Genomic DNA, 25630 nt, shown 5'->3' with positions numbered 1-25630 from the left:
TTGGATTGGCATCGGCGGAAAAGCATCTCCGATGCGGTTTGGGTTGTGAAGCGGCAAGGCCTCCTCTGTGCAGGTGGCCTTGCCAATGGTCTGGAGGGCGTTATCAGGCTGCGGCCAGGGCGCTGGCGCGGAAATGCCGGACCAGATGAGGGAGCCATGTGTTGATATGCGGGGGCTCCATCATGGAAAAATGATCCCCTCCCGCATTGATGATGGCAAGCTCGGCATGGCGAACCTCCCAGTAAGGCAGGGGGTCGGCTCGTTTTTCAGGCTCCGAAGCCCGTATAAAAAGGGCGGGAGCGTTGCATTTTCCGGGGGTGTGGGCAAGAAGGGCGCGGACTCCCGAAGCAATGGCCATGCAGGTTTCTTTGAAAGCTGCATATGTGACTTCCTCCGGCAGATCGCCGGAAGCACGGGCTATGGAATGGATAAAGGCAATACGGGCGTCATGGGGCATGCTGTCCAGTTCCTCAAGGGTGCAGGCCGCCTTTTGTCCGGTAGGAATGGGGATATCCATTCCCAGACGCCGTTCTTCTACGGTGAACTTGGCATGCAGGCCGAAACGGGCCAGGGGAATGCGGTGATAACTCAGGGCTGAGGCCAGAAGGTTCAGGTCGTTGTCTTCAAACCCTGAAGGGAAGGGTACTGAATCCAGCAGGGCGAGCCGCACGGTTTCCCCCTGTTTTTCCAGTTGCCGGGCCATCTCCTGAGCGATAACCCCTCCCATGCAGAAGCCGGCGATGTGGTAGGGGCCCTGGGGGTGAAGTTTTCGTATGGCCTGAATATAGGCTGCGGCGGCCTGGGGAATGGCGGAAACGGGTTTCCCTTCCGCAGGAATGAGACCGAACAGGGGGATTTCCTGCGGAAGAAGCGCAGGAAAGTGGCGGTAGCCGTTGAGGGACCCTGCGGCTTCGTGGAGACAGAAGAGTGGCGGGGCGCTGCCTCCGGACCGGAGACGGCGTACGGGACCGGCAGGTTCGGATGCCATGCCGTCGATGGCTGCGGAAAGAAGCGCCACGGTGGGGGCGGAATACATGTGCTGAACGGTGAGGGGGATGCCGAAATGCTGCTGAAGCCGGGTAACGGCCCGGGTGGCCATGAGGGAATCTCCTCCTGCGGCGAAGACGTTATCGTGGATACCGAGACTTTCGTTTTTGAGAAGTTCCCGCCATATGGCGATCACGTGGGTTTGAGTGTCTGTCTCCGGTGGGGCATACCCTGTCTTACGGTCGCTCATTTCCCGATTTGGAATAGGCAGGCGTTTCCGATCGATTTTCCCGTTGGTGGAAACAGGAAGACTTTCCAGCATCAGGATCCGGCCTGGAACCATATAGGCGGGCAGATGACGGGTGAGGAACTCAGCAAGACCCGCCTCGTCGAATTTCCGAACCACCGATGGCATTCGTGCGGCGAGAATGTCGAAGCCAAGAAAGTCGATGGTGGATCCGGGCGCGGTCACCACCCTGGATTCGGTGAATCCTGCGAGGCCCAGCGCCTGGTTCCACATGGCTCGGTCCGCGAGGGGATGGTTTTGGCGGAAATGCGTGTCTGTGAAAACATCGAAGCCCTGCTGTACCCCCATCTGAAGGTCAAAGGATCGAAAGAAACGGGTTTCTTCAGTGACGAGGAGGATGCCACCCGGTGCGGTGACTGTTTCCAGATGGCGGAGCGTGGCTGCGATGTCGCGGGTGTCATGCAGGACGCTGGATGCCACGACGAGATCATAATACCTGCGGGGCAACCCCTGGGCCTCGGGGGGCAGGTTGAGATCAAAGCGACGATAGGAGAGGAAGGGATAGGCGCGAAATTTTTCTGCGGCGTTTTCCAAGAAGTAATCGGAAATATCCGTATATATATACTCTGTGGCTTCGGGTTTGAAACAGTCGAGAATGATCCCTGTGGTGCCGCCGTGGCCAGCTCCAACCTCCAGCACCCTGAGAGGCCGATTGCCTGGAAAATTTTCCACCGTAGCGGAAATAAAGGCGAGGAGAATTTGGTTGCAGTCCCTGAAAAGCTTGCGATAGACCCCTTTGGCTTCTTCCGATGCATAAAGTTCCGCAGAGTGGAGATCCTCCCGGAGGACGGCGGCAAGCTGCCGAGCCACCTTGAACATCAGTCCCATCTGTGGCGGCTCAATAAGTCCTTCGAAATATTTGATATTATCTAGAATTTTTTGAATTTCAGGTTCCAGATCCACGGGGGTCATAGCCTTCAGTGCCCGGAAGGTGTGCTGATCCTCCTGTGCAAGCCAGCCGTCCCGGACAAGGCAGAGGAGTCCTCTGCGGAGCCATTTTTCATAGCGATCCCGGAAGCGGCTACGGACCATAAGTCCAGAGACAGTTTGGCGTTCCCCGATTTCCGTGAAAAAACCTTGGGTGGCCATAAGATTTCGGAGGCTTTGATCGTGCAGGGTTTCAAGGCGTGACCAGGCTTCGCGGAATTTGGCGGAAAGCGGACTAGTACCCTGTACAGCGCGGAACCCCGCACTCAGGGATCTGGACCATATCTTGTCTGTGGTTTCCCGATCGCTTTCATCGGAAAGAAAGAGCAGGTCCGTCTCGGGTTCCGGTACGACATAGCCCACCAGCCGCCGACCCTGTCGTGAGGTCCCCACAACCTGGGCTGCAGCGTCACTTACACCGGGATGTCGTCGAAGTGCCGCTTCCACCTCTCCCAGCTCAATACGATATCCATTCACCTTCACCTGGGCGTCTTCCCTTCCGAGAATTTCAATGACCCCATCATCGCGATACCGGCCGAGATCCCCGGTGCGATAGAGACGCTCTCCGGTTCCGGGATGGAGGAGGAAGGCCTTTTCGGTCTGTTCCGGATCTTTCCAGTATTCACGGGCAAGACCGATGCCTGCGATGTAGAGATCTCCCGTTACCCAGTCCGGAGCGGGCAGGAGATCCGCATCCAGGACATGAAACCGCTGGTTGGAGAGGGGCCGACCGTAAGGAATAGTTTTCCAGGTTGGGTCGACGGTTTCCACGGGATAGTAGATGGACCATATGGCCGCTTCCGTTGCTCCACCCAAAGCGAGGATGTGCGCTTCCGGCGCCATGGATCGGATTTTATCAGGCAGGCCGGGAAGAATACGGTCGCCACTGAGAAGCACATAGCGGAGGGGAAGGGGCAGGATACCCGTTTCCGGATAGTCGGTGAGCATTTCCATGAGGGTGGGTACGGTATTCCACAATGTGACGTTATGTTGGCGTATGAGATGGATCCAGGCTGCCGGGTCCCTTTCTGTGGCTGAAGAGGGAAGAACCACTGCGCCGCCAGCTTCCCAGATACCGAAAAGATCAAAGACGGAAAGATCGAAGGTATGGCTGGACAGGCAGAGGCTCCGATCTTCAGAGTTCAGTCCGCAGTGTGTCACGATGTCGCGGATAGTGTTGACCGTGCTGCGGTGCTCCATGGCGACACCCTTGGGACGTCCGGTGGAACCCGAGGTGAAGATTATATAGGCAAGATCGTCGGGCCGGTTGATGTCGGCGGGTGCTGGCATGGCGCGGGACTGGCCTGCTTCTTCCGGATTGATGCAGACAATGGCGGGCGGCAACAGCGTTTCGTTGCCGTCAGCGAGTACGACTCTTGCGCCGCTGTCCTTCAGGATCGTGGTAAGCCGGGCTTCCGGTGTGGCGGGGTCCAGGGGAAGATAGGGTGCGCCGGCATAGAGGACGGCGAGAATGGAGATCGCCTGAAGAGGCCCTTTGGGAAGCATCACGCCTACGGGTTCGTCCGGGCGGATTCCGTGGGGCAGAAGTAGAGCGGCCAGGGAGAGGGCTTTTTCATGGAGGACCTTATAAGAAAGGACGCCCTGGTCATAAAAAAGAGCGGGGGCATCCGGAGTGTTTTCGGCATGGCGGATCACGCCGTCGTGAATGCGGCCGGTGGGAATATCCTGATCCGTCGCATTGATACGGCTGCGCAGGAGCGCCTGGCCTTCGGGAAGGGGGACCGGATGTGTGGCATCCCAGGCCCGGCCAGAGACAAGATCCGAAAGAAGGCGTGTGTATGCCTGAAACATGGCGTCCAGCATGCCCTGAGGGAAGGCGGCGTCCACGGTGTCCCAGTTGAAGGCAAGGGCGCCGTCCATCTCAAAGATCTGATGATCAAAGAGAACCTGGGGAGTCTGGGAAACCCCGTACCCCAGACGTTCTCCCGTGAGCCGGTTGGTTTTGAGGCTGGAGAGGCCCAGGGCGCTGGTGAAAACCACGCCTGTGGCGGCTTCGGTAAGCCCCTCGGCTTGCCGGGAGCGTTCCCGTTGTACTGCTATGGCGCTGAAGGCGCTGTGTTCCATGTCTTCCCAGAGGCGCTGTTGCAGGGCAAGGGCTGTTTCCGTGAAGGTGGCGTGGGCTGCAGGTTCCACGGCGAGGAGTATGGCGGAAGTGAAATCTCCCACCACCCTGTGGATTTCAGGATGGCTTGCCGGGCGGTTAATCCGTGTGATGTTGAGGGTGAAGTTTCTGGAACGGCTCCAGCGGCCGATTACGGCGCAGAAGGCGGAAAGCAGTAAGCTTGATGGGGTAAGCCCCCTGTGCGAGGCCTCTGTCTTGAGCACCTTCCACTCTTTCGGGGACATGCCTCCGGTCCGGCGGATACAGACCGATTTTGCGATGTGTTCAGGAAACACGGCAAGGGGGAGTTCCGGTGCCGGGGGAAGGTTTGGGAGGCGGTTCATCCAGTAGCGCCTGGCTTTGTTCTTTTCGGTTTCCATGGATTCCTGCTGGAGGACATAATCCCTGAAGGTGAGGGATGGCGGAGCGTCCAGGCCAACAGGATTTTCGTAAAGCCGCGCCAGTTCGTCGATCATGAGACCGATGCTGTGGATGTCTGCCACGAGCATATCGATGTCGATGTGAATGCGTGCGGTGTTTTGGGGAAGAAGGGAGATCCTGACATCGAAAAGCGGCCAGGTTGCGGTATCAAGAATCTGGCTTCCCATTTCTTCTCGAAGGGAGACAAGACGTTTTTCACGTTCCTCCGTATTCATTTCCCTGAGATCCTGAACCGGAATGGAGAAACGGGGCGTGACGGCCGGGATCTCCTGGCGCCCGTCGCTCCGGATTACTGCCTGCAGCATGGGGTGGCGAACGATCAGATCGTTCCATGCGGTTTCGTAGCGGTTTGTATCCAGGGTGTCGCATTCCATTTCAAAATAAGAGTGGCAGGCGATGTTCCCCAGCCGGAAGGCTCCGTTTCTGCCAACCCAGTAGGCTTGCTGGATGTCCGTGAGTGGGAAGGGCGCGTTTGCCTGATGGAGATTGCGTGGGGGGATGCCAGGATTGGATCCTGACACGGGTCCTGTGGATCCGGGTGATGGGATTTCAAGAAGACCGGCCAGCAGGGACGTGATGGCTTTCGGTGTTGCTGCAGTGAGGAGGCGGTGGGGGCGGAGCCGGATTCCATAGGATCGGGACAGGGCGTCTGCGAGATCTATGAACATGAGGGAATCCATGCCGAGGGTAAGGAGATCGTCATCCAGCCTGAGAGCGTTTCTGGTTATCTTGAGCCGGGATGTGAGTTTTTCCATGAGATCGCTGGTGATTGACTCCAGTGTGGGCGCAGGGGCTTCGGATTCATGGACTCTGACCGTCGTGGAAGAGGGGAGGCTGGTGTCATGGAGCGGAATGCCGGGAGGATGAAAAAGGTCCTGACGTAAGGCCATGGTTTGGGCAAGGCGATTTTTGTCGAGTGAGGCGAAGGTCACGGTGACAGGCGGTTTTTCAAGGATGGCCATGAGGTTTTCCATGGATGTTTCGGTGGTCATGGAAAAAACACCCATGGATTCCCTTTGTTTTCTGCCTTTTTCATCCTTCGCCAGCATGCCCGCGTCGGAAAATTCTCCCCAGCGCACGGAGAGGCCGGGAAGCCCCAGGTGTCTGCGGAAGGCGGCGAGGGCGTCGAGCCCGGCATTGGCTGCCGCATAGGCGCCGATGCCGGGGCTGCCCCAGAGGGCGGCGATGGAGGAAAAAAGAACGAAGTGATCAAGGGGCAGCCCCAGGGTCCGGGTGTGCAGATGCCAGGCCCCGCTGAGTTTGGGACGGAGGGCTTCATGGATACCTGCCTCGGTTTCCGTGATAAGGGCGGTCTCTCGGAGAAGGCCTGCCAGATGAAAGATTCCTCTGACCGGGATCCCGTCTGTCTCAAGGGCATCGAACGCAGCATCTACGGCGGTTTTTTCGCCGCAGTCCACGGAGTGGACAGAGAGATTCAGCGCAGGAAGCGCGCGTAGGGTTTTGATGAGGCCGGAGCGGGTTTCCGGATGTCGGGTAAAGATGGCGATCCGGCGGGCTCCCTGGTGGTGGAGGCGACGGATCAGCGTTGCGCCTGCGCCACCGAGACCGCCTGTGACCACATAAAGACCTTCCGGGTCCAGTCTGTGGACGGAATTTGCGGGCGGGGATGCGGAGATGAGGGTCGGAACGAGAAGTTTTTTCTCTCGCAGCGCCATCCGGGGGGGGAAGATCCCGTTTTCCATGGGGGATAAGGCGGTGACGAGATGGTTCGCTTCATCCACCCTGGAAAGAGGGGGCAGATCCAGCACCTGGAAGCATAGGCTGGGGAATTCCGCTGCCGCCGTGAGGAAAAGAGCGGCGCGGACGGCCTCGGGGACGCGGGTCCCTTCTCCTTCGGCAGTGGAAATGGCGTCCCGGGTAAGGGCCACGATCCGTCCGGGTGGGCGTTCCATTGTCGCGAGGGTGCGGATCAGATTCACTGTGTCCCATGCGGTCTTTTCAACGATCTGAGGCCCGGCGGTGGGATTCGGGGTCTCAGGAAGGAGAAAACCCGCGATCTCCGGCATGCCGCTCATTTCCCGGATCCAATCGGTGGGGGTTCCGTTCTGGGGGAGGCGGAAGACTGTGGCGCCAGCTTGGTGAAGGGCGGTTTCCACGGCCATGAACCTGCCGGCAGCATCGGGAACGAGGAACCAGAGACCGGAAAGTTTTCGGGAGGTGGGGGGTAAAGGATTCCAGGAGAGATCCCAGAAGGTGGGAGCAGGAAAGGATGCGGGCCTGGCAATGCGCTGCATAGCTTCCTTTGATGCGGGAACGGAATGCAACCCGGAAAGGAGGAGGAGCGGGCTTCCGTCTGTATGGAAAAGTCGGAGATGGGCGATAAAACCCGATCCTGCTTCCTCATACTGGCCATGGCACCAGAGGGTGGTGGCAGAGGAAAGTTTTTTTGCGTCTAAAACGTCGCACTGGTCCAGAGCCATGGGCAGGAAAACGGTCTCCGGGGTGACGGATGCGCCGATGCGGGCGGCCCAGATCACCTGGAGCCCGGCGTCCAGCAGGGCCGGGTGGATGACAAAGGACGGAGCGGCCGTGGAGGAGGGAAGGATCAGTCGCGCCAGCCCTTCGTTTTTGCCAAGAAAAAGCTCCCGGATGCCCTGAAATCCAGCACCCAATACAAGACCGGTGTCATCCCGGAACCGGCAATAAAAATTTTCGGGGTCCATGGGGGTTCTGATGGTGGCGGCCAGTTGGGAGAGGGAGGGCGAAAGATCATGGCTGGATTCGTTTGGATGAGACGGGGTGCCGGAAGGCAGCACGGCTTCTCCATGTAGCTCCCAGCCCTGTGTCTGTCTGCCGAAGATCCGCACCCGATGACCGGAGGTCAGAGGTTCCAGCACGGTGGTCAGCCGGGTGCTGCCATCCATTCGGGGAAGTATGGGGCGGTGGATGACAAGGTCACGGAACCCCATGGTTTCTGTCCCTGTCTCGCGAGAAAGGGACAGAAGCAGTTCCATGAAAGCCGTGCCGGGAAGAACGGAAACCCCGTGGATCCGGTGATCCCGAAGAAAGGGAAGGCGGATGGGATCCAGATGTGTGGAAAATTCCCTGTGTCCCAGAGGAGATTCTGTGGCTGAGCCGAGGAGGGGATGGGCCTCTGAAAGGTGGAAGTCAGGGGAGAGGAGACCGCCAAAAGCCTGGTTCCCCGGTTTTCTGAAGAGCATGACATGCTCGTCCAGGCCAGAGACATCGGTTTCCGGGGCCTGGGCAATCGAACTGAGACCACAGTCGAGGGACAGCTGCCGCCATTGATCCGGGCTGAGGTAGGGAAGGACTGTTCTGGGGTCTTCTTTGGCAAAGGGTGGCATGACAGATCCAAAGGTGAGATCAAAGGCGAGGCCGGGCCGGGTCATTTCCCTCAGGATGAGGAGACCTCCGGGCCTGAGAAGGGCCGCCGTGTGCATGAGGGCCTGGCGGATGTCCGGTGTGGTGTGCAGACTGTTCGCAGCAACTATAATATCTTGAGATTCTAGTGGTATGTCTTGGGATTCCGGTGGGCGTGTGAGGTCGAAGACGCCACACAGGATTCTGTCGCCGAAGCGTTCACAGGCGCGGTCGAGAAAGAGGGGAGAGATGTCGGTGAACCGGTAACGGATGCGGTGGGCGGGAAGTACCTGCAGAAGAGCCGCCGTGGTTGCACCTGTTCCCGCACCGATTTCGGTGAGGGTGAGGGGAACATTGGAGGGCGCGATGGCGGTGAGTTCCGCTACGACGTCGGCTATGAGGCCGTTGAGGGCATCGGCCTGGGGATGGTTGCGGTAAATCTGATCCAGGAGGCCGAAGCCGCCGCCTGGAAAGAGGAGTTCTCTGGGCTCCATCTGGCCGGAAAGAATCAGGGGCAGGGAAATGCCGCAATGGTGGAGGAATTCAAATAGCGCAGTTCCCTTGCCAAAGGCCGGATGGCGGTTCAGTCCTGCGGCGAGCATTGCGGCGTCTTCCGGTGTCTTGATCGGAAGAAGCCGGATGTGGGCGTTTTCTGCCACGGCAACGTCGTTTCGGATAAGGGCGGTGATCAGGCGTTGGAGGAGGGGGTGAAAGATGGGGGGGACACGGGATCGGAGATTGTCGGGAAGAAAAACGTCTGCGCCATCGACCAGGGTGCGGAAAGCCGAACTGACGTAGGCAGCGAGCCGTTTTTCCATTTCCGGCCTGAGGATGGCGAGCCCTTCTGGATCCAGTGGGGCAAGACGTTGCTGTGCTGCTGTCAGGAAGTTTTCTGCGTAGTCTGCAACGGGATCCTTTGCTGCCGGAGATGGCGGTGTCGCGGGGAGGGTGTAGGTTTTCCGTTCAAAGGGGTAGCAGGGAAGGTGGGTGCGGGGAGGAAGGTCCTGCGGGAGGAGGGCGGAGGCAGGGAGAGCTTCATGGATAGCAAGGATAGCTGTGCTTTCCGCAATCTGAAAATTCCCAGGCACGGCGGGACGGAGACTGCAAACGGTGGTCACGTCGGATTTCGCGGACCGGATCAGACCGGAGAGAATGGGCCGTCCGCCGATTTCAAGGATCAGATCTCCAGCCTCAAGTGTATCCATAACCTTGTCGAAGCGAACAGGATCGGTGAAGTGGCGGCACCAGTAATCGTTTTCCGGCGCTCCGCTGAAAATGGTGCCGTAAAGATCCTGGATAAGGGGAATGGTGGGGCATCGCCAGGAAAGGGCGGCGGCGGTCCGGGCGAATCGTTTTCCCACCTCTTCCATTTCCGGAGTGTGGAAGGGGCGATCCATGGGGAGATGCTTCCAGGTAATTTTCCGGGCGTTGAGGATGTGCGTGAGGCGATCCATCGCGGGCTCCCGTCCCGCGACTACAATTCCGGCGGGGCCGTTGTGGGCGCTGAGGAAGACTTTTTCCGTTTGCGCAAGCAGGGGGCGGATGCTGTCTTCGGAGGCGGCGATGGACAGCATTTTACCGGCAGGCGCGAACTGTGCCGTGAGTCTTCCGCGTTCGGCGACAAGAAGGAGCGCTTCTTCAAAGCCGAGTGCTCCTGCTGCTGCGGCTGCTGGAAACATGCCGATGCTGTGTCCTGTCACAAGGTCTGGAACAAAACCCCGATCCTGCCACATTTCCCATAGTGCCCATGACAGGGCGAAATGGGCAGGCTGCTGAAGGCTGGGATTTTGGAGGGCTTCAGCCAGAGCTGGATCTGTGAGCAGGGCGGAAACGGGATGGTGAATCCTGTTTTTCAAAAGAAAATCGGCATGCTGTAATATTTTTTTAAACTGCCTGTTTTCCTGGACAAGCCTTGCAGCAGCACCGGGAACAAGGCTTCCCTGGCCGGTGAAAGCGAGCACGCGGCGCCGGGCGGGTGCTTCGGTGTAGGAAAGGGGGCTGGACTGTGGCTCATTTGCGAAAGCGCGCAGGGTGCGGGCGGTTTCCTGCGCATTTCCGGAGGCCAGAGCGAGACGGTGGGAAAAGTGACGGCGTCCTTCTGCCAGGGTGCGGCTGACGGCGGCAAGGTCGGGCGCAGGATCAGAGTCCAGAAAATCGGCAAGATCTCTGGCGCGGGCCAAAAGGGCGGTTTTCGTCCGGGCGGAAAGGATGAGGGGAAAGACGCCGATTGCCGGTTTTCGTGTCATGACCGGGGCTTCTTCCAGCACCAGATGGACATTGGTGCCGCCGATGCCGAAACTGCTGACGCCGGCGCGCCGGGGGTGATCCTTGCTTTCCCAGGGACGGGTTTGGGTATTTACGTGGAAAGGGGTTGCGGCGAAATCGATTTCCGGATTGGGTTTTTTAAAGTGGAGGCTGGGTACGAGGGTGCTGTTCCGGAGGCAGAGTACGGTCTTGATGAGTCCAGCGATCCCGGCGGCTGTATCCAGATGGCCGATATTGGTTTTCACCGATCCGATGGCGCAGGAGCCCGGCTTGCCGGCACTGGGGCCAAAGGCGGCGGTGAGGGCGGATACTTCGATGGGATCACCAATTTCCGTTCCTGTTCCGTGGGTTTCCACATAACCGATGGTATCCGGAGGGATGCCAGCCATATCCAGAGCGTCCCGGATGACTCGGCGCTGACCCTCTGCGGCTGGAGCGTTGAAGCCAGCCTTGTTGCGGCCATCATTATTCATAGCGCTGCCCCGGATCAGGGCAAGGATGGGATCTCCGTCCCGGGCGGCGTCTTCATGCCGTCTGAGAATCACAGCGCCCACGCCGTTTCCTGCGGCCATGCCTTTCGCTTCGGCGTCAAAGGCGCGGCAGAGACCATCCGGAGAAAGAATCATGCCCGCTTGGTGTCGATAGCCCAGGGTCTGGGGATGGAGAATGGCGGCGGCTCCGGCGACGGCCATATCACATCCGCCGGAAAGGAGGGATTCGCAGGCCATGTGCACGGCCACAAGGGAAGAAGAGCAGGCGGACTGTACGGTAACCGCAGGTCCCTTGAGGTTAAAGGCGTAGGCGGCGCGGAGAGCCACGTAATCTTTGTCGCTCGCAATGAGGGACTGCATGCCCGTGGCATCGCAGACCAAGGAGCGGGTGATGTGGCGGCCCAGATGATAGGTGCTCATTTTGGCGCTTGCGAAAATCCCGATTTCTCCTTCAAAGCGTTCCGGGTCCTGGCCAGCGTGTTCAAAGGCTGTCCATACGGTTTCCAGAAAAAGACGGTGTTGGGGATCCATTCGTTCAGCCTCTGCTGTGTTGAATCCGAAAAAACCAGCATCGAAATCCAGGGGCCGGTCCAGAATGTAGCCTGCCCGGACGTAGGCGGGATCCTTTTTTGAGGCTTCTGGCACACCAGCCTCGGTGAGTTCCTTATCCGTGAAGGAACGCAGAGCGCAGTGGCTTTCTGTGAGATTGAGCCAGAATTGAGAGAGATTATCCGCGTCGGGAAAGCGGCATGCCATGCCGATGATGGCGATGGTGTCGGAAGATGTTTCGGAAATCATGCAGATACCTCCGGATTTGTTATGGGGGATGAGGCCTGAATGTTGCGGATTCTGCGCGCCTTACGGCGCTCGGTCCGGTTAGGGACCGCATGTGCTGCTGGGTTTCCGGTTTCGTTTTCCGATGCGATGAAACGGGCCAGCCTGGTGATGGAGGGGTGAGAAAAGAAGATGACGATGGGAATACGTCGGCCAAGATGACGCTCCAGCATCCCCTGAAACCGGACAAGCCTGAGGGAATCCGCACCAAGCTCGAAAAAGCTTGCTGTGGGATCGGGATCTGGAATGGAAAGGGCTTTAGAAAAAAGTTCCAGGAGGGTCTTTTCCAGGGTTGAGGGTTCGGAAAGTTTGTCCCTTGTTCGATTTTTTCCGTTTCGGTGGACGATCCAGGGTGGATCCGGCAGCCTGGATCGGTCCACTTTGCCGTTGGCGTTCAGCGGGATATTCTGTACGGGGACAAAAACTTGGGGAACAAGGGCGGTGGGAAGGACGGCGGTGCAGAACTCACGCAGGGTTTCCGGGCCAGGATCTGTCCTGGCGGCGCGATACCAGCCCACGAGGACTGGGTCTCCGGAAGGCCCGGACCGTGGGGCCACCACGGCCTGTTCCACGTCGGGGTGACGGCATAGGATAGCCTCGGTTTCGCCAGGTTCGATTCTGTAACCTCGGATTTTGATCTGATCGTCTTCTCTGCCCTGAAAAATGAGAATCCCGTCTTCCCTGTAGCAGGCGAGGTCGCCGGTGCGGTAGAGCCTCTCTCCGGTGAGAGGATGGGGGAAGAAGCGTTCCGCAGTACGTCCCGGATCGTTGAGATATCCCAGAGCGAGACCGGCGCCGGAGATGAAAAGGCGGCCGGTCACATGAGCGGGGCAGTCCCGGAAATGGCGGTCCAGCACATGGTAACGCTGAGCACGGAGGGGAAGGCCGTAAGGAATGGTCGTCCAGAGAGGGTTGACTTCGCCGATGGAAAACCAGTTGGACCAGATGGCCGCTTCTGTGGCTCCGCCAAGGCCGGCGATGCGGATTTCAGGAGCGTGACGGCGGATACGATCCGGAAGGGTGGTGGGAATCCAGTCTCCACTGAAAAGGGCATACCGGAGGCCTCCCAGGGCTGCGGTGGTTTCGGGCCCGTTATAATCAAGGAGCATGCCCATCAGGGCAGGTACCGAATTCCAAAGGGTTACGTCGGTTTCTCTCATTCTCTCGCACCAGTGGCCGGGATCGCGGTAGAGATCTGCTGCGGGATAGACAAGGGTGGCGCCTCTGGAAAGGGTGGCGAAAAGGTCGAAGACGGAAAGATCGAAGTGCAGAGCGGAAACGGTGAAGAGCCTGTCCTTTTCTGTCATGCGGATGCGTTCCGCAACATCGTCCACCGTATTCCATACCGCCTCATGGCTCATCACAACCCCTTTGGGCGTTCCTGTGGATCCGGAAGTGAAGATTACATAGGCGGGGTCTCCGGGGTGCTGGCGCGGATGTGGTTCAAAGGAAGGGGGGAACCGCTCTTGCTCTTCCGGAACGACGCAGCGGAGAAGTTCCGGAGGCCATGGCAGATGGTCGGTGTGGGGATCGGTGAGGAGCCCGCGCACATTGCAGGTTCGCAGGAGATCGAAACGTCGCTGTTCGGGAAGCTGGGGATCCAGGGGAAGGTAGGCGCCGCCTGCACGGTGAACGGCCAGAACCGCTACGGCCTGACGCCAGCCCGGATGAATGGAAATGGCAACATAATCTCCAGGATTTACATTCCATTCCCGGATTTTTTTGGCGAGGGCATCCATCCGGTTGGACAGATCTCCATAGCTGAGATGGCGGTGGGGATCGGCAATGGCAGGATTTTGGGGGTTACGGGCGGCCTGCTCAAGAAAAGGGTGGTGGAGGCAGCGAGGGAGGGCAGGCGATCCGGTGTCATTGACGCGCATCCGTACGACCCGTTGAGATTCGGGCAGGCACAGGGCGGGGGGGTGGTGCCACAGGCCCGGCGTATCGGCCATTCGGCGGACAAGATCGGTAAAGATGGCGAACATGGCGGAAACCATTCCCTGGGGGAAGAGAGCCTGAGGCGTATCCCAGGAAAGCAGGAGATCTTCCTGGGCCTCGGTGGCCTGGCAGTCGATCCAGACCTGAGGCGTTTCGGTGAGAGCCCAGGTAATCCTGCCGAGACGGGCGAAGACGCTGCCGTTCAGAGGATGATCTTCGGTGCCTCCGGTGCCGAGCCCGCTGGTGAAGACAACGGGCATGCCCCTGTGCCGGAGCGGTTCGGGAAGTTTCCGCATGACGCGGAGACCGGAGACGGTTCTGTGTTCGAGATCATTGAAAAGTTGTTCCTGCAGGGCGCGGCAGCGTTGGCTGAGAGTCTCCCCCAAAGGATCACAGGCGAGTAAAATGAGGGAAGTGAAGTCGCCGACGGTGTCGCTGAGATCCGTCGCAAGAGGAGGACGATTGAAGAGGGTAAGGTTTAAGGTGAAGCGGTCGGTTCGGCTCCAGAGCCGTAAGGTTTCGGCATAGGCGGTGAGTAGAGCGGCGGAGGGTGTGCAGCCCGTGCTGCGGCATCGGTTCTGGAAACTTTGCCAGAGATGACGGGGGAGCCGGTATCCGTTGCGGACAAAACCTGGGGCGGAGAGGGTGTCGGGATCCAGGGCCAGGGGCAGGTCCGGAGGGCCCGCCAGCGAAGCGACCCTTGCGTCCCAGTAGCTTGTGTCTTGCCGGAAACGATCTGTTTTAGGAAGTTGCGTCATTGCCAGGGCGTAGTCCCTGAAGCTTGTGGCGGGTGGTGGAAGTGGATGTGTGGGATTGGCGAGAATCTGGGTCCACTGGTCCACCACGCGCAGCATGCTGTGGTAGTCAAGAATGAGAGCGTCAAAATAGAGATGCAGCCTGCGGAGACCTCCAGGAAGGAGGGTCAGCCGGAAATCAAAAAGTGGCCAGCTGCCGGCGGGGAGTACCTGATGTGCAAGGGTCGCGCGTATGTGGGCGAGAAGCGTTTCGGGATCTGCGGTCATTTCTGAGAGGTCTGTGATGGGGATGTCTACAGGAGGGACCTGTTCCAGAATCCGTTGCTGTCCCTCGGGGGTGACAATGGCGCGGAGCATGTCGTGGCAGGCCACCACCCGATCAAAGGCCCGCGCCAGCTGTTGGGGATCCTGTTCCATGGGATCCAGTTCAAGATAAAGATGGGTGGCGGTTCCGCCGAGAGGGAGATCCGTCCGTCGTCCTATCCAGTAAGCCTGCTGGACATCGGTGAGGGGAAAGGGCTGATAGCGATCCGTTTCTGTTGTGATGAGAGTGGGCAGAGACACATTGGAGAGCTGGGGACGGCCTTTTATCAAGGTGGCAAGTTCTGCGACAGTAGGGGAGCGCAGGAGATCCGCGAGGGTGATGCGGATGTTGAGGCGTTTTGCGATTTGTTCGACAAGACGGGCGGCAAGAAGGGAATGCCCCCCAATGGAGAAAAAGTCAGACTCCCGAAAGATGGGAATTCCATTGAAAGCCTCTGAAAACAGTTCCGCGACAATGGATTCCGTTCCTGGATTGGGCGGTGATCCGGTATCAGGGCCAGGGTCCGGCAGCTGTTTTCTGTCCGGTTTACCATTGGGGGTTAAGGGGATCGCGCTGATGGAAAGAATTCGCCCTGGCACCATAGCTGAGGGAAGACGGGTAAGGAGATGTTCCCGGACGACTCCGGGCCGGGCTGAGCCCGTGATATAGGCAAGGAGGCTCGGTTTGCCGGAAGCATCTTCTCGAACCACCACGATGCCGCCCGTCACTCCTGGCGCGGAGAGAAGGTGGGCCTCCACTTCGCCGGGTTCCACGCGGACTCCCTGGATCTGCACCTGGTCCTCTTCTCGACCGAGGTAGGCGATGCGGCCGTCTTGGAGAAAACAGGCGCGGTCTCCCGTTCGATAGAAGGGCATCCCTGTTTCCGGGTCGTGAACCAGGCGTTCGGCTGTGAGATGCGCCTGGTTGAGATAACCAGCCATCAGGCCATTGCCGCCGATGCAGATTTCGCCGCTCATGCCAGGCGGAACGGGCTGATGGCGTCGATCCAGAATGCGGATGAGGGTGCCGGGTATGGGACGGCCGATGTCGGGAAGGGAACCAGCGTCCATGGCTGGCAATACGGGGCCTGAGGTGGCGACCACACTGGTTTCGGTGGGGCCATAGTTGTTGATAAGGCGGAATGGCAGCGAAGAGGCTGGGCGTTTCCGGAGACGGTCACCTCCGGTGAGCAGGGTGCGCAGGGAAAAATTGTTCTGAAAATCAAGGTCAAGAAAAGCTTCTGCCATAGGCGTGGGAAGAAAGGCAATGTCAATGGCATGGGCGTTAAGCCAGTCCCGCAGTGGTTCGGGAAGTTTTGGAAGATCCGTATCCGCGAGCCGTACCGAGGCCCCGCAGGCAAGGTAGGGCCAGAGTTCCCAAACAGCGGCGTCAAAGCCCATTCCAGCCATGTGAGCGGTTCGTGTGGCGGAGTGAATGTGAAAGGCGGCCTCGTGCCAAAGACAGAGGTGGGAGAGGCCGTAATGGGGAATCTGTACGCCTTTGGGGGTGCCGGTGGATCCGGAAGTGAAGATTACATAAGCCGGATCTTCGGGATCGGGATCCTTGAGCGGTGCTTGGGATGTGAAGATTCGGCTGGGATCAATGACCTCCGGGATAACGCCGCTTTCGGGAGAAAAGCGCGGGGCATGGAGGGTGTCCGTTATAATACGTTTGACCCCACTTGTTTTGAGAAGGGAGGCAAGCCGTACATCCGGTTGGGTGGGATCCAAGGGAAGATAGGCCATACGCCCTTTAAGAATGGCAGTGAGGGCCACGACCCAGGAGGGTGTCCGCTCCATGCACACAGCAATGGTTTCACCGTTTTGGTATCCTCCTGCAACAAAATGGCGTGCCAAAGCCTCGCTTTTTTCTTCAAGTTCACCATAGGAAAGACTGCATGTCCCGAAAGCGATAGCCGTGGCGTTGGAACGGTAACGGGCCTGCTCCCGGATCCGGTCGATGACCGTATGAACCTCGCGAGGACGGGCAGCGCCTCCCCAGGCACGGAGCTGTTCCTGGTCTCGTGGGGTTAGAAAGGCCAGACGATAAACCGGAGTTTCAGGTGCGGACAGGGCGCTTTTTCCAAGTTGGATAAGACGGTCGCAGAAAAGAGGCGGAAGGGGCGCTGCATCGGATTTGCAGATTATCCGCCAGTGCGTTGGATCCGGCGAGGCCGGGTCTGGCGTCAAGAGACGGGCGGCGGCGGTTTTTCCGTCTTCATGGGAAACGAGGAGCTCGCACGGTTTATCCATGCCGGAAAACGGATGCGTTGGGGCATGGAGAAGGACTTCAAGGACCTCGGACCAAGAAAGGTCGGGAGAAAGCAATATTTCTCGGATATGTTCTTTGTATCCGTGATCGGTCCAGGCAAGGCGGAACGAACCCGTCATGCCGTGACGATAAAGACAGACGAGCCAGAGCGCCGAGAGAAATTGCGGACCTGTGGCAGAATCGGAAAGGATAGGGGAAAAGGCTTGAGGAAAATGGATGGAAAGAGTCTTGAATCCATTCTCCTGTGAAGTTAAGTACATAATGCCTCCCGGAAAGGGTCAAGAAGTCTGTCCGCACCTAGCCGAGAAACGATGGAACAGGACACGCCGTGTTTACGTTACAGTGTTATTTGGCTAGGCTTGAAATAGTTGTTATATTAAAAAATATTAGTCATGCAAAAACAATCTGATCTTATGCTTCTCATAATAGGTTGGCTACCCGAAGCAGGAGGAAAGATGCCCCGAAAGGAGGGCAAGGAGAGATTAGAAGGCAGAAATCCAACGTGTATTGGAAAAAGAGGACGTCGCTTGAAAGGGAGAGGGTATGCGGGGTTGTTGCATTGGGTTCTGGTGAAAATCTGGCCCCCCTGCAGGGGCCAGAGCCTCAAATTTCTTCCGTATCTGTATTTTCAGTAAAAAGGTCCAGCACGTCGGCGAGATCGAGCCCCGTCTCGAAGGTAAGGGGCGATGTTCAGCCGGGTTTTTTCCGGGAAGATTCGGGTAGAAAGGGGCTGAAACGATGCTTCTGGGGTTCTTTTTTGTCAGAGTCCATGGATTCTCCCTGTGTCTTGGGTGGTTCATCAGAAAAGAAAATAAGGACGCTGAGCTTTTTGGCCAGCTTTGTTTTTCTGGCCGGAAACAAAAGGAAAAGAAAAAAGAAGAACGTCGCTTTCTGTATGGGGCTTGGGCGGGTGCCTTGGACATGGCCGGAAAAAGCGAAGCCCCTGGAAAGAACGAGGCATCTCTACCTTCCCATTTTTCAGGAAGCACCCGGTCTGCCAAGGGGCAAAAACTCACAGGGCAAATTCCGGATACAGGGTACCCATGCAGTCCGGGCATATGCCATGGGAGATTCTCTGGGGAAAGGCCTCCCTGAATTTTTCCGGTACCTGAACCCAGGTGAGTTCTTCAATGCGGAAACGCTGACATACGGAACAAAGGGTCACGATGTGCTCTGCTCCGCTTGCGGGGGAGGGGAGGCGTTCCCGTACCTGGGATAAGAAGCCCTTGTCTCGGGATTTTTGCTCCAGTTCTTCTCCAAGATCCACCACAAGCCCCCGCAGCCTGAGGGGCTTTCCCGATGCATTGCGCATGATGGCGCATCCCCTGTCCATGTACCAGGTGTAATGGCCGTCTTTTCTGAGAATCCGGTAATCGATCTGGTAGATGGTTGCGCGGTTTTCCAGGTGATCCCGCATGGCCTGCATGGTTCTCTCGTAATCCATGGGGTGCAGGAGGTCGGTGAAGGCCTGATAGCCCACATCCCGAAAATCCCCTGGGTCATAGCCCAGCATCGTGACCTTGAGATCGTTACAGATAACCCGGTTTCTGGGAATGTCCCATTCCCACCAGGCAAATCTGGAGTGTACCAGTTCCTTTTCCATGAACGCTGTCAGTTGTTGGAGAAAACTGTCTTCTTGCATGAAGCTCTCCTTATGAAAAAAGGGGATGGGGTTTTGGCGTTGTGATTTTCTGTTTATACCTGCGTGGGGCTTTTTTTGAAAGAAAGTCCGGCCTGGATCATGAAGAGGGCATGAGGGTTTGCAGGGTTTTCATGAGGCGAAGGGCTTCCTTTTCTCCGGTCAGTACCAGATCTTGCAGGGTTTGCAGGGATTGTTCTTCTTCGGCGGCCTTTTCTATGGCGCGGGCTGCCTGGGCGAGGGCCGGGCAGGCGGCGTTAAGGGCCATTCCGTAGAGTGCATGGGCCTGTTCGCGGATATGCAGGGTGTGGCCCAGGTCCAGGGCCTCCCGCAGGGAGGTCATTCTGGCGGGAAGAGCACTGAGGACGGTGAGTAGAATGGTTTCTGCAAGGTCTTTGTCATACATGACCCTTGCCATGAATTCATCTTTGTTGAAAATCGAAGGATGGGGATCGGGAACCCCATCCTCTGTTTTCTGGGGATAGGTTTTTCCAGAAAGGGTGGTATGCCGTGAGGGAAGCCATTTTTTGAGCACCCGTGCGAGGACCTCGGGATTTACGGGCTTGGTGATATAGTCGTCCATTCCGGCCCCAAGGCAGCGATCCTGGTCCTCACGCATGGCTCCTGCGGTCATGGCGATGATGGGAATGGGCGTTTTTGGGTTCTGTTTTTCCTGCTTCCGGATTTCTTTTGTGGCCTCAATGCCGTCCATTCCTGGCATCTGCACGTCCATGAGAATGAGATCGAAGGGCAGGTTCTGTTCCAGAATCCTTAGCGCTTCAAGACCGTTATCTGCCACATGGATTTTGAGCCCCATTTTTTTGAGAATGCCCAGGGCCACTTCCTGGTTGGTGGGATTATCTTCTGCAAGAAGGATGTATCCGGAAAAACGGGGCAGGTGGCGTAAGGGGAAACGCTTTTTCACGATGGACTGGCAGGTGATGAGGGAAGGGCCTGTGGAGCCATGATGCGATGCAGATCGCAGGTTGATAAGAATTTCAAGTAGTTCACATCTGCGAACGGGTTTGCTGATATAGGCTGCAAAGCCTGTTTTTTCAAAAGTCTGGACATCCTCCAGGGGCTCCATGGATGTGAGCATGACCAGAGTAAGATTTTTAAAGCGGGGATCAGACCGGATGGCCCTGCCCAGGGCGGCACCGTCCATGCCCGGCATCTGCATATCTGTGATGACAAGGTCAAAGACCTGGCCTTTTTGCCAGGCTGCATCGAGGATCCCGAGAGCCGCAGCTCCTGCGTTACACCCCTGGGGTTCTGCTCCCCATTTCTGGAGATATTTTTCCATGATCTCAAGGTTGGTGGCATTGTCATCCACCATGAGTACCTGAAGGCCTCTGAGGGGCTGCGGAGAAAGGGGGACGCTTTCTGCCGGTTTTTCCTGAAGGGGAAAAGTGGCGGTGAACCAGAACTCCGAACCATGACCTTCTTCACTGTGAAGACCGATTTCGCCCCCCATCATTTCCGCCAGCTGCTTTGAGATGGCAAGACCCAGTCCGGTGCCTCCGAATTTTCGGTTGGTGGCCGTATCTACCTGGGAGAATTTGAGAAAAAGCTTGTCCCTCTGATGATGGGGGATGCCCATACCCGTATCCCGGATGGAAAAGTGAAGTAAAACAGGGGTTGAGGACTGACCTGGCAAGGGGAGGGGGCGTTCTGAAAAACCTTCTCTGTCTGGGCTGGCGAGGCGGACCCGCACCTCAACTTCACCGAGATCCGTGAATTTGACGGCATTCCCCGCAAGATTGTTGAGAATCTGCCGTAAACGACCGGGATCGCCCCGTAGCCAGCGGGGTACATTGGATTCCGTATGGCAGAGGAATTCCAGTCCTTTTTTCTGGGCCTGGATGGCCAGGGTCATGGCAAAATCATCCAAAAGGGCTTCTAAGTCAAAATCCTGAATATCCATCTCCAGTTTGCCTGCCTCGATCTTGGAAAAATCCAGAATATCGTTCACCAGGGTCAGAAGGGCTTCCCCGCTGCTCTGGATGGTTTCGGCGTAGCGCTGTTGTTCCGGCGTGAGGGCGGTATCCAGAAGAAGCTCGGTCATGCCAATGACCCCGTTCATGGGGGTTCGGATTTCGTGGCTCATGTTGGCGAGAAAGGCGCTTTTGGCCTGGGTGGCCTGTTCTGCGGCCAGCAGGGCCTGATCCAGTTCCGCATTGCTGGCGGCCAGTTGTCTGGCGTAATCCTGAATGGTTTCTTCTGCGCGTTTGCGTTCCGTAATGTCCGTGAGGGTGATGAAAAGTCCGGAGACTTCTTCGGAAGCTTCGTTGCCCCTTGAGGTGGCATCCATGAGGAGCCAGCGTTTTTCCCCTTTGTCGGGATGCCAGATTCCCATGAGGGCGCCACTGAGAAGCTGCCCTGTCTTCAGGGCAGTGAAAAGGGGATCCCCGTAAAGGGGAAAGGCAGATCCGTCATCGCGTACGGCCCGCCACGATGGCGGTGGAGGTTTCAGGCCCTGAAGCTCATCAAGACGGAGGCCGGAAATCTGCAGGGCCGCAGGATTGCAATCCAGAATCCGTCCCTTTGTGTCCTGATAGATCAGGCCCTGGCCCATGGTTTCAAAGAGCATGCGATAGCGCTCCATGGTTCTTGTGAGCTTGGCGATCTGAGGATGCGGGTTTTTCTCGGGCGTTTTTTCTGGCTTTTCTGGGGAGCCCTCCCCTTGAAAACACTGGAGAGCTCCGGAAATGAGAATCTGTTTCCAGCGTTCCACAAGTTCTGGAGAAAGGCCAAAGCGTCGGGCCAGATCTGCCGTATTGCTGGTATTGCGAAGGGCGGCAAGGGCTACTGTGGCTTTGAAATCCGCACTGTAGTTTCTGTCCTGCGCTTCCATGGGAGCTCCTTTTGCATGGGAATGAAGAAAGCTTAGCACAAGGTTTTGTTTTTTTGCTCTGTTTTTTGTACCCGCACGGGGTATGGATGGATCTTCCAATGACCTGCTAACGAGAATCTCACAGGATGCCAATCGTATCTTTTCTTCCATGCCCTAGAAGGGAGTCCGGGAAAAAGCCCGGGAAGATCACGACTGTGAAGGAGAAGGATATGCGTATAGCAGGAAAGATCCAGATGCTTGTGGCTGCCGTGCTGGTGCTTTGCCTTGTGGGGTTTGCGGGAATTGCTTTCTGGGGATTCCGTGCTCTGGAGCGTATGACGCTCAATGCCCTGGAATCCCAGCTTCTGGAAGAAAGACGGCGGCAGTTGGAGGATCTCACGGCCAGCGCCGCCCATGTGGTATCCACAGCCCATTTTTATGAAGATGCGGTGAATGCCCTGTCCGCCATGCGTTTTGGCCCTGGAGGCGAGGATGGTTTCTGGGTGATGGATGAGGATGGCATGGTGTATGTCTCCGCAGCGCGTCCGGAGCTTGTGGGCAAGGTTCAGAGGGATTTTCAGGATGCATCGGGAAAACAGGTGGTTGTGGAGATTCTGAACGCAGTGGAGCAGGCAGAGGTGGGGTTTTTGCATTTTTCTTTTGAAAAGGAAGGACGCGCGGAGGAAAAGCTCCTTGCCTACCGCCATGTGCCTGCATGGAACTGGATTGTGTGTGCGGATCTGTGGATGGATGATGTGGAAAAACGTCTGCATGCCCAGCGTGTGGAGCATGCGGGCGCCGTAAGGGATGTGTGGAAGGGGATGGGGGGGGTTACCTCGGTGCTTGCCCTTGGTCTTTTTGTGCTGGTGCGCTGGATGGCAGCCCGCATCTCCGGGCCTTTGCGGGAAACGGCCTTTCGTTTCCGGGAAATTGCCGAAGGGGGTGGAGATCTGACCCGGAGTCTTGCGGTTCGGGGCAGGGATGAGGTGGGGCGTATGGCCCAGGCCTTTAATGCTTTTTTAGGTCTGCTGCGTAAGGTTGTGGAAGAGATTGCACAGGGCGCGGAGAGCATCCGAAGGGAGGCGGAAACCTTTGGCACTTTGGGCGAAACCCTTGGCAATACTGCGGTTGCAGTGGAAGCGGGGACCCAGGGGGTGCAGCATCAGATGGGGCTATTGGAAGGGGAGATGGGCACGGTAATGGAGGCCATGCGAGTCGTGGAAGGGGAGACGCGACAGGTGCAGCGGGTTTCCGAAAGCCTGAAAGAAGCCCTCAGCCTTGTTGTGGGGCGCAGCGCAGAGGCCTTGAGAACCACAGAAGACACCCTTTCGCGTTCTGAAGCGGCGCAGGCGGGCATGGAACGGCTGGATGCTGCGGCTGCTGGTATCCGAAACGTGGTGAATCTCATTACGGAAATTGCCGACCAGACCCACCTGCTGGCTTTGAATGCCACCATTGAATCCGCCAGGGCGGGAGGGGCAGGAAAGGGCTTTGCCGTGGTGGCAGGAGAGATCAAGATTCTTTCACGTCAGACCGCAGAGGCCACAGGAGAGATCCGGGAACGTCTGGAGGAGATTCACGGCGCAGCCGTGCAGGCAAAGGCAGGGATCTCATGTATTGTGGAGGTGGCCGGACGTCTTGAGCGGCTTATGCGGGGTATGGCTTTGGACATGGAAGCCCGGCAGGAAGAAATTTCCGGTATGGCCCTGGCTGTGACGGGTATTGGCGCAGGGGTGGACAGGGTGAGGGACAGCGTACACCGCGCCAGGGAAACGGCTGCTGGAGCTTCCGCAGAGGTGGAAAAGGTCCGCCATGCTGCGGAATCGCTGAGAAAAAACAGTGCGGAAGTGAGAGCCTCCGTCCGTCTTCTGGAAGGCCTTTCAGAGGAGCTGGGAGGTCGGGTGGGCCGTTTTGTGGTGGGTTAAAACCATTCAAAGCATCGTCATTGATCCACTATCTGGAGAATATGAAAGACAGGGCCTCGCCTATGTCTCTTTATTTTTGTCCATGGTCTCAATCACTAAGCGGCCTTTTTCCGTAAGGCGGTATTTTTGCTTGCTGCTTTTCGGTTTATCCGGAAGTGTCATTTCAATGCATCCGGCTTCCAGTGCAGGACGGAGATAAAGTTTTTCAAAACTGTCCCTGCCTACAAGATCCAGTCCAGCCATTAGTTCTTTTCGACTCATATCATGAGAAACTGTCTTGAGTAGTTTTTCAACTTGCCCTGTGACTTGCCCTGTGACTTGCCCTGTGACTTGCCCTGTGACTTGCCCTGTGACTTGCCCTGTGACTACGGCGGATTCCTTGGCGTCTTTGTCAGCAGTACATAGAATTTTTGTCAGTTTTGCAGGGTTTGCGCCATATTCCGGGACAGAGATGATAACCCTGAACATATCGCCTTCAATGAGCTTTGGATCTGTACCCCCATATTTTTTTCCGTAGAGCATCATCTTGCGCATACCCGAACCCAGCTCATCGGCCCGATCGATTTCCCGGAAAAAAGCACTTAAAATCGGATTTTTCTGAAAAGGAACCGTCTTTTCCGGATCCAGCAGGCCAAAACCATGGGGCTTGCAGGGATTTTCTGCCACAACCCGGCCATATTCAATGATCAGCCGTGAGGAGGCTCCGCTGGCATATTCCCTGTGGATGAGCATGTTGGAGGCCACTTCCCGGAAAATCACATCCCGCAGGCTGCGGCGTTCAATGCCTTCCAGATAAAAAGGGTCGGGCAGGTGTTTTCTGACAAAGGCCAGAATGCGTTCGTAGCTTTCGATGAGATTGGTGCGTACCAGATCCCGGTCATCATAACGGTCAAGGTTCACTTTTCTTAAAATCAGGTCGGTACGGTGGGCAGGACAGACCTGCAGAATCAGATTGTCTGTCCCAAAGAGCATGACACCGGCCCTTGTTATGCCGGATTTTCTGGTTTCCGGGTCTGTCTGGAGGAGCTGGGCGCTTTTCAGAAGCTCCGGATCTCCCATCTCCGCCCATGGATGGCCGGGATAATTGATGCGCAGGTATTTACGGCAGCGATCCAGCAGGTCAAGGCGCAGATTTTCAGGCTGTATCCAGGGATAGATTTTGTTTTCACTGTAGTTTGCCTGCTTTCTAAGATAAAGCTGGGCCACCTGAACGGTGTGGTCTGTAATATCCAGATCGCCGTCTTCATTGCGATCATAAATCCTGCCCCTGCATCGGTGAACCTGTGAGCTTTCCGGTACATAAATGCGTAAAACTCTCTTGTTTTCCACCTCCTCTTCATGGATGGAAAGCCAGGCTGGCGGATACAGTTTCTGGGGGTTGTTGATGGCCGTTACAAAGTCTTTTCGGATCTGCGCGATGGCATCCGCCGCAATGCCCTGAACCGTACCATCATCCTGTATGCCCAGAATCAGGGTGCCCCCATTCCGGTTGAGAAAGGCACAGACCGTTTCATAAACATCCCGGTTCAGCTGGGTTCGGCAGGTCTTGAACTCCAGATCCAAAGCCTCTCCCTTTGCAATGAGTTTTCCTATGGGTTCCGGCATCAGATCTTTCCCTTTGCCACAGAGTCAAAAAGAGTCAACATTTCCATTGCCGCCACTTTTTTTCTTCATCCTGGGTTTGGTTCTGGGGGCCATCCGCATACCCGTGCCTTGAAATCCAATATGAGCCAAAAATTTAAACTACAGTGAGAGGTTGATGGAAGCAAGGCGAGATTTTCAGATGGTTTTGTACATCCGGTTCAGAGGAGGGAACAAAAAAGGGGACACGGCATCAGGCCGCATCCCCTTTTCATTCTATCCTGCATCCGGGAAGCCTTAGGGCCTCCCGGATTTTTTTATTCTGCGCTGCCCTTGGCGTCTGCCATGTATTTCAGGGCCGCATACCGCTTGATGTAATCCGCTTCAATGGCCGCCCGGAGCTTTCTGGATTCTTCGGGGAAGCTCTTTTCCAGCATGGCAAAGCGGTTTTCGCCGGAGAGGAATTCCTGAAGGCTTCCGTCCGGAGCCTTGCATTCCAGAACAAAGGGATTTTTGCCCTCTTCTTCCAGCAGGGGATTGAAGCGGTAGAGGGGCCAGTAACCGGACTGAACGGCCAGCTTCTGCTCTTCCTGGGTTTTGCCCATGCCCTTTTTGATGCCCTGGTTGATGCAGGGGGCGTAGCAGATGATGATGGAAGGTCCGGGGTA

Annotated in this window: 8 protein-coding genes; 2 read left to right on the top strand and 6 right to left on the bottom strand. The window is 57.1% G+C overall.

What is annotated here, in order from left to right:
* Positions 1 to 103: 103 nt before the first annotated feature.
* Together RBR60_RS09760 and RBR60_RS09755 are read right to left on the bottom strand one after the other, a co-directional pair.
* Positions 104 to 11680 carry a non-ribosomal peptide synthetase/type I polyketide synthase gene (locus RBR60_RS09760; RefSeq protein WP_320356202.1) on the bottom strand — a complete coding sequence of 3859 codons (11577 nt, stop codon included), beginning with the start codon at positions 11678 to 11680 and terminating at the stop codon, positions 104 to 106.
* Positions 11677 to 16965, bottom strand: a complete 5289-nt coding sequence (locus RBR60_RS09755) for a non-ribosomal peptide synthetase (protein WP_320356200.1) — start codon at positions 16963 to 16965, stop codon at positions 11677 to 11679. The genes RBR60_RS09760 and RBR60_RS09755 overlap by 4 nt, the downstream gene beginning before the upstream one ends.
* A gap of 24 nt (positions 16966 to 16989) precedes the next feature.
* Here RBR60_RS09755 and RBR60_RS09750 point away from each other — a divergent pair, with 24 nt between their 5' ends.
* A complete protein-coding gene (locus RBR60_RS09750; RefSeq protein WP_320356198.1) occupies positions 16990 to 17232 on the top strand; it encodes a hypothetical protein in 243 nt (80 codons plus the stop codon).
* 764 nt (positions 17233 to 17996) lie between these two features.
* Here the strand turns inward: RBR60_RS09750 and RBR60_RS09745 are convergent.
* Together RBR60_RS09745 and RBR60_RS09740 are read right to left on the bottom strand one after the other, a co-directional pair.
* Positions 17997 to 18626: a PAS domain-containing protein gene (locus RBR60_RS09745; RefSeq protein WP_320356196.1), complete on the bottom strand. Its 630-nt coding sequence runs from the start codon at positions 18624 to 18626 to the stop codon at positions 17997 to 17999.
* Positions 18627 to 18723: 97 nt separating this feature from the next.
* Positions 18724 to 21477, bottom strand: coding sequence for a response regulator (locus tag RBR60_RS09740; RefSeq protein WP_320356194.1), 2754 nt, complete (start codon positions 21475 to 21477; stop codon positions 18724 to 18726).
* A 209-nt stretch (positions 21478 to 21686) separates the two neighbouring features.
* On the opposite strand from RBR60_RS09740, the gene RBR60_RS09735 reads away from it, so the two are divergent.
* Positions 21687 to 23381 (top strand): methyl-accepting chemotaxis protein, encoded by a 1695-nt coding sequence (locus RBR60_RS09735; protein WP_320356192.1) that lies wholly within the window; start codon positions 21687 to 21689, stop codon positions 23379 to 23381.
* Positions 23382 to 23441: 60 nt separating this feature from the next.
* Here the strand turns inward: RBR60_RS09735 and RBR60_RS09730 are convergent, their stop codons facing one another.
* A complete protein-coding gene (locus RBR60_RS09730; RefSeq protein WP_320356190.1) occupies positions 23442 to 24986 on the bottom strand; it encodes a Fic family protein in 1545 nt (514 codons plus the stop codon).
* A gap of 293 nt (positions 24987 to 25279) precedes the next feature.
* Positions 25280 to 25630: hypothetical protein (locus RBR60_RS09725; protein WP_320356188.1), on the bottom strand; the 351-nt coding region annotated here is incomplete at its 5' end.

Source organism: Desulfobotulus sp. (assembly GCF_034006065.1).
GTDB lineage: Bacteria > Desulfobacterota > Desulfobacteria > Desulfobacterales > ASO4-4 > Desulfobotulus.
Note: the sequence above shows the minus strand (reverse complement) of the source record. Positions and strands in the feature narration are given on the sequence as shown.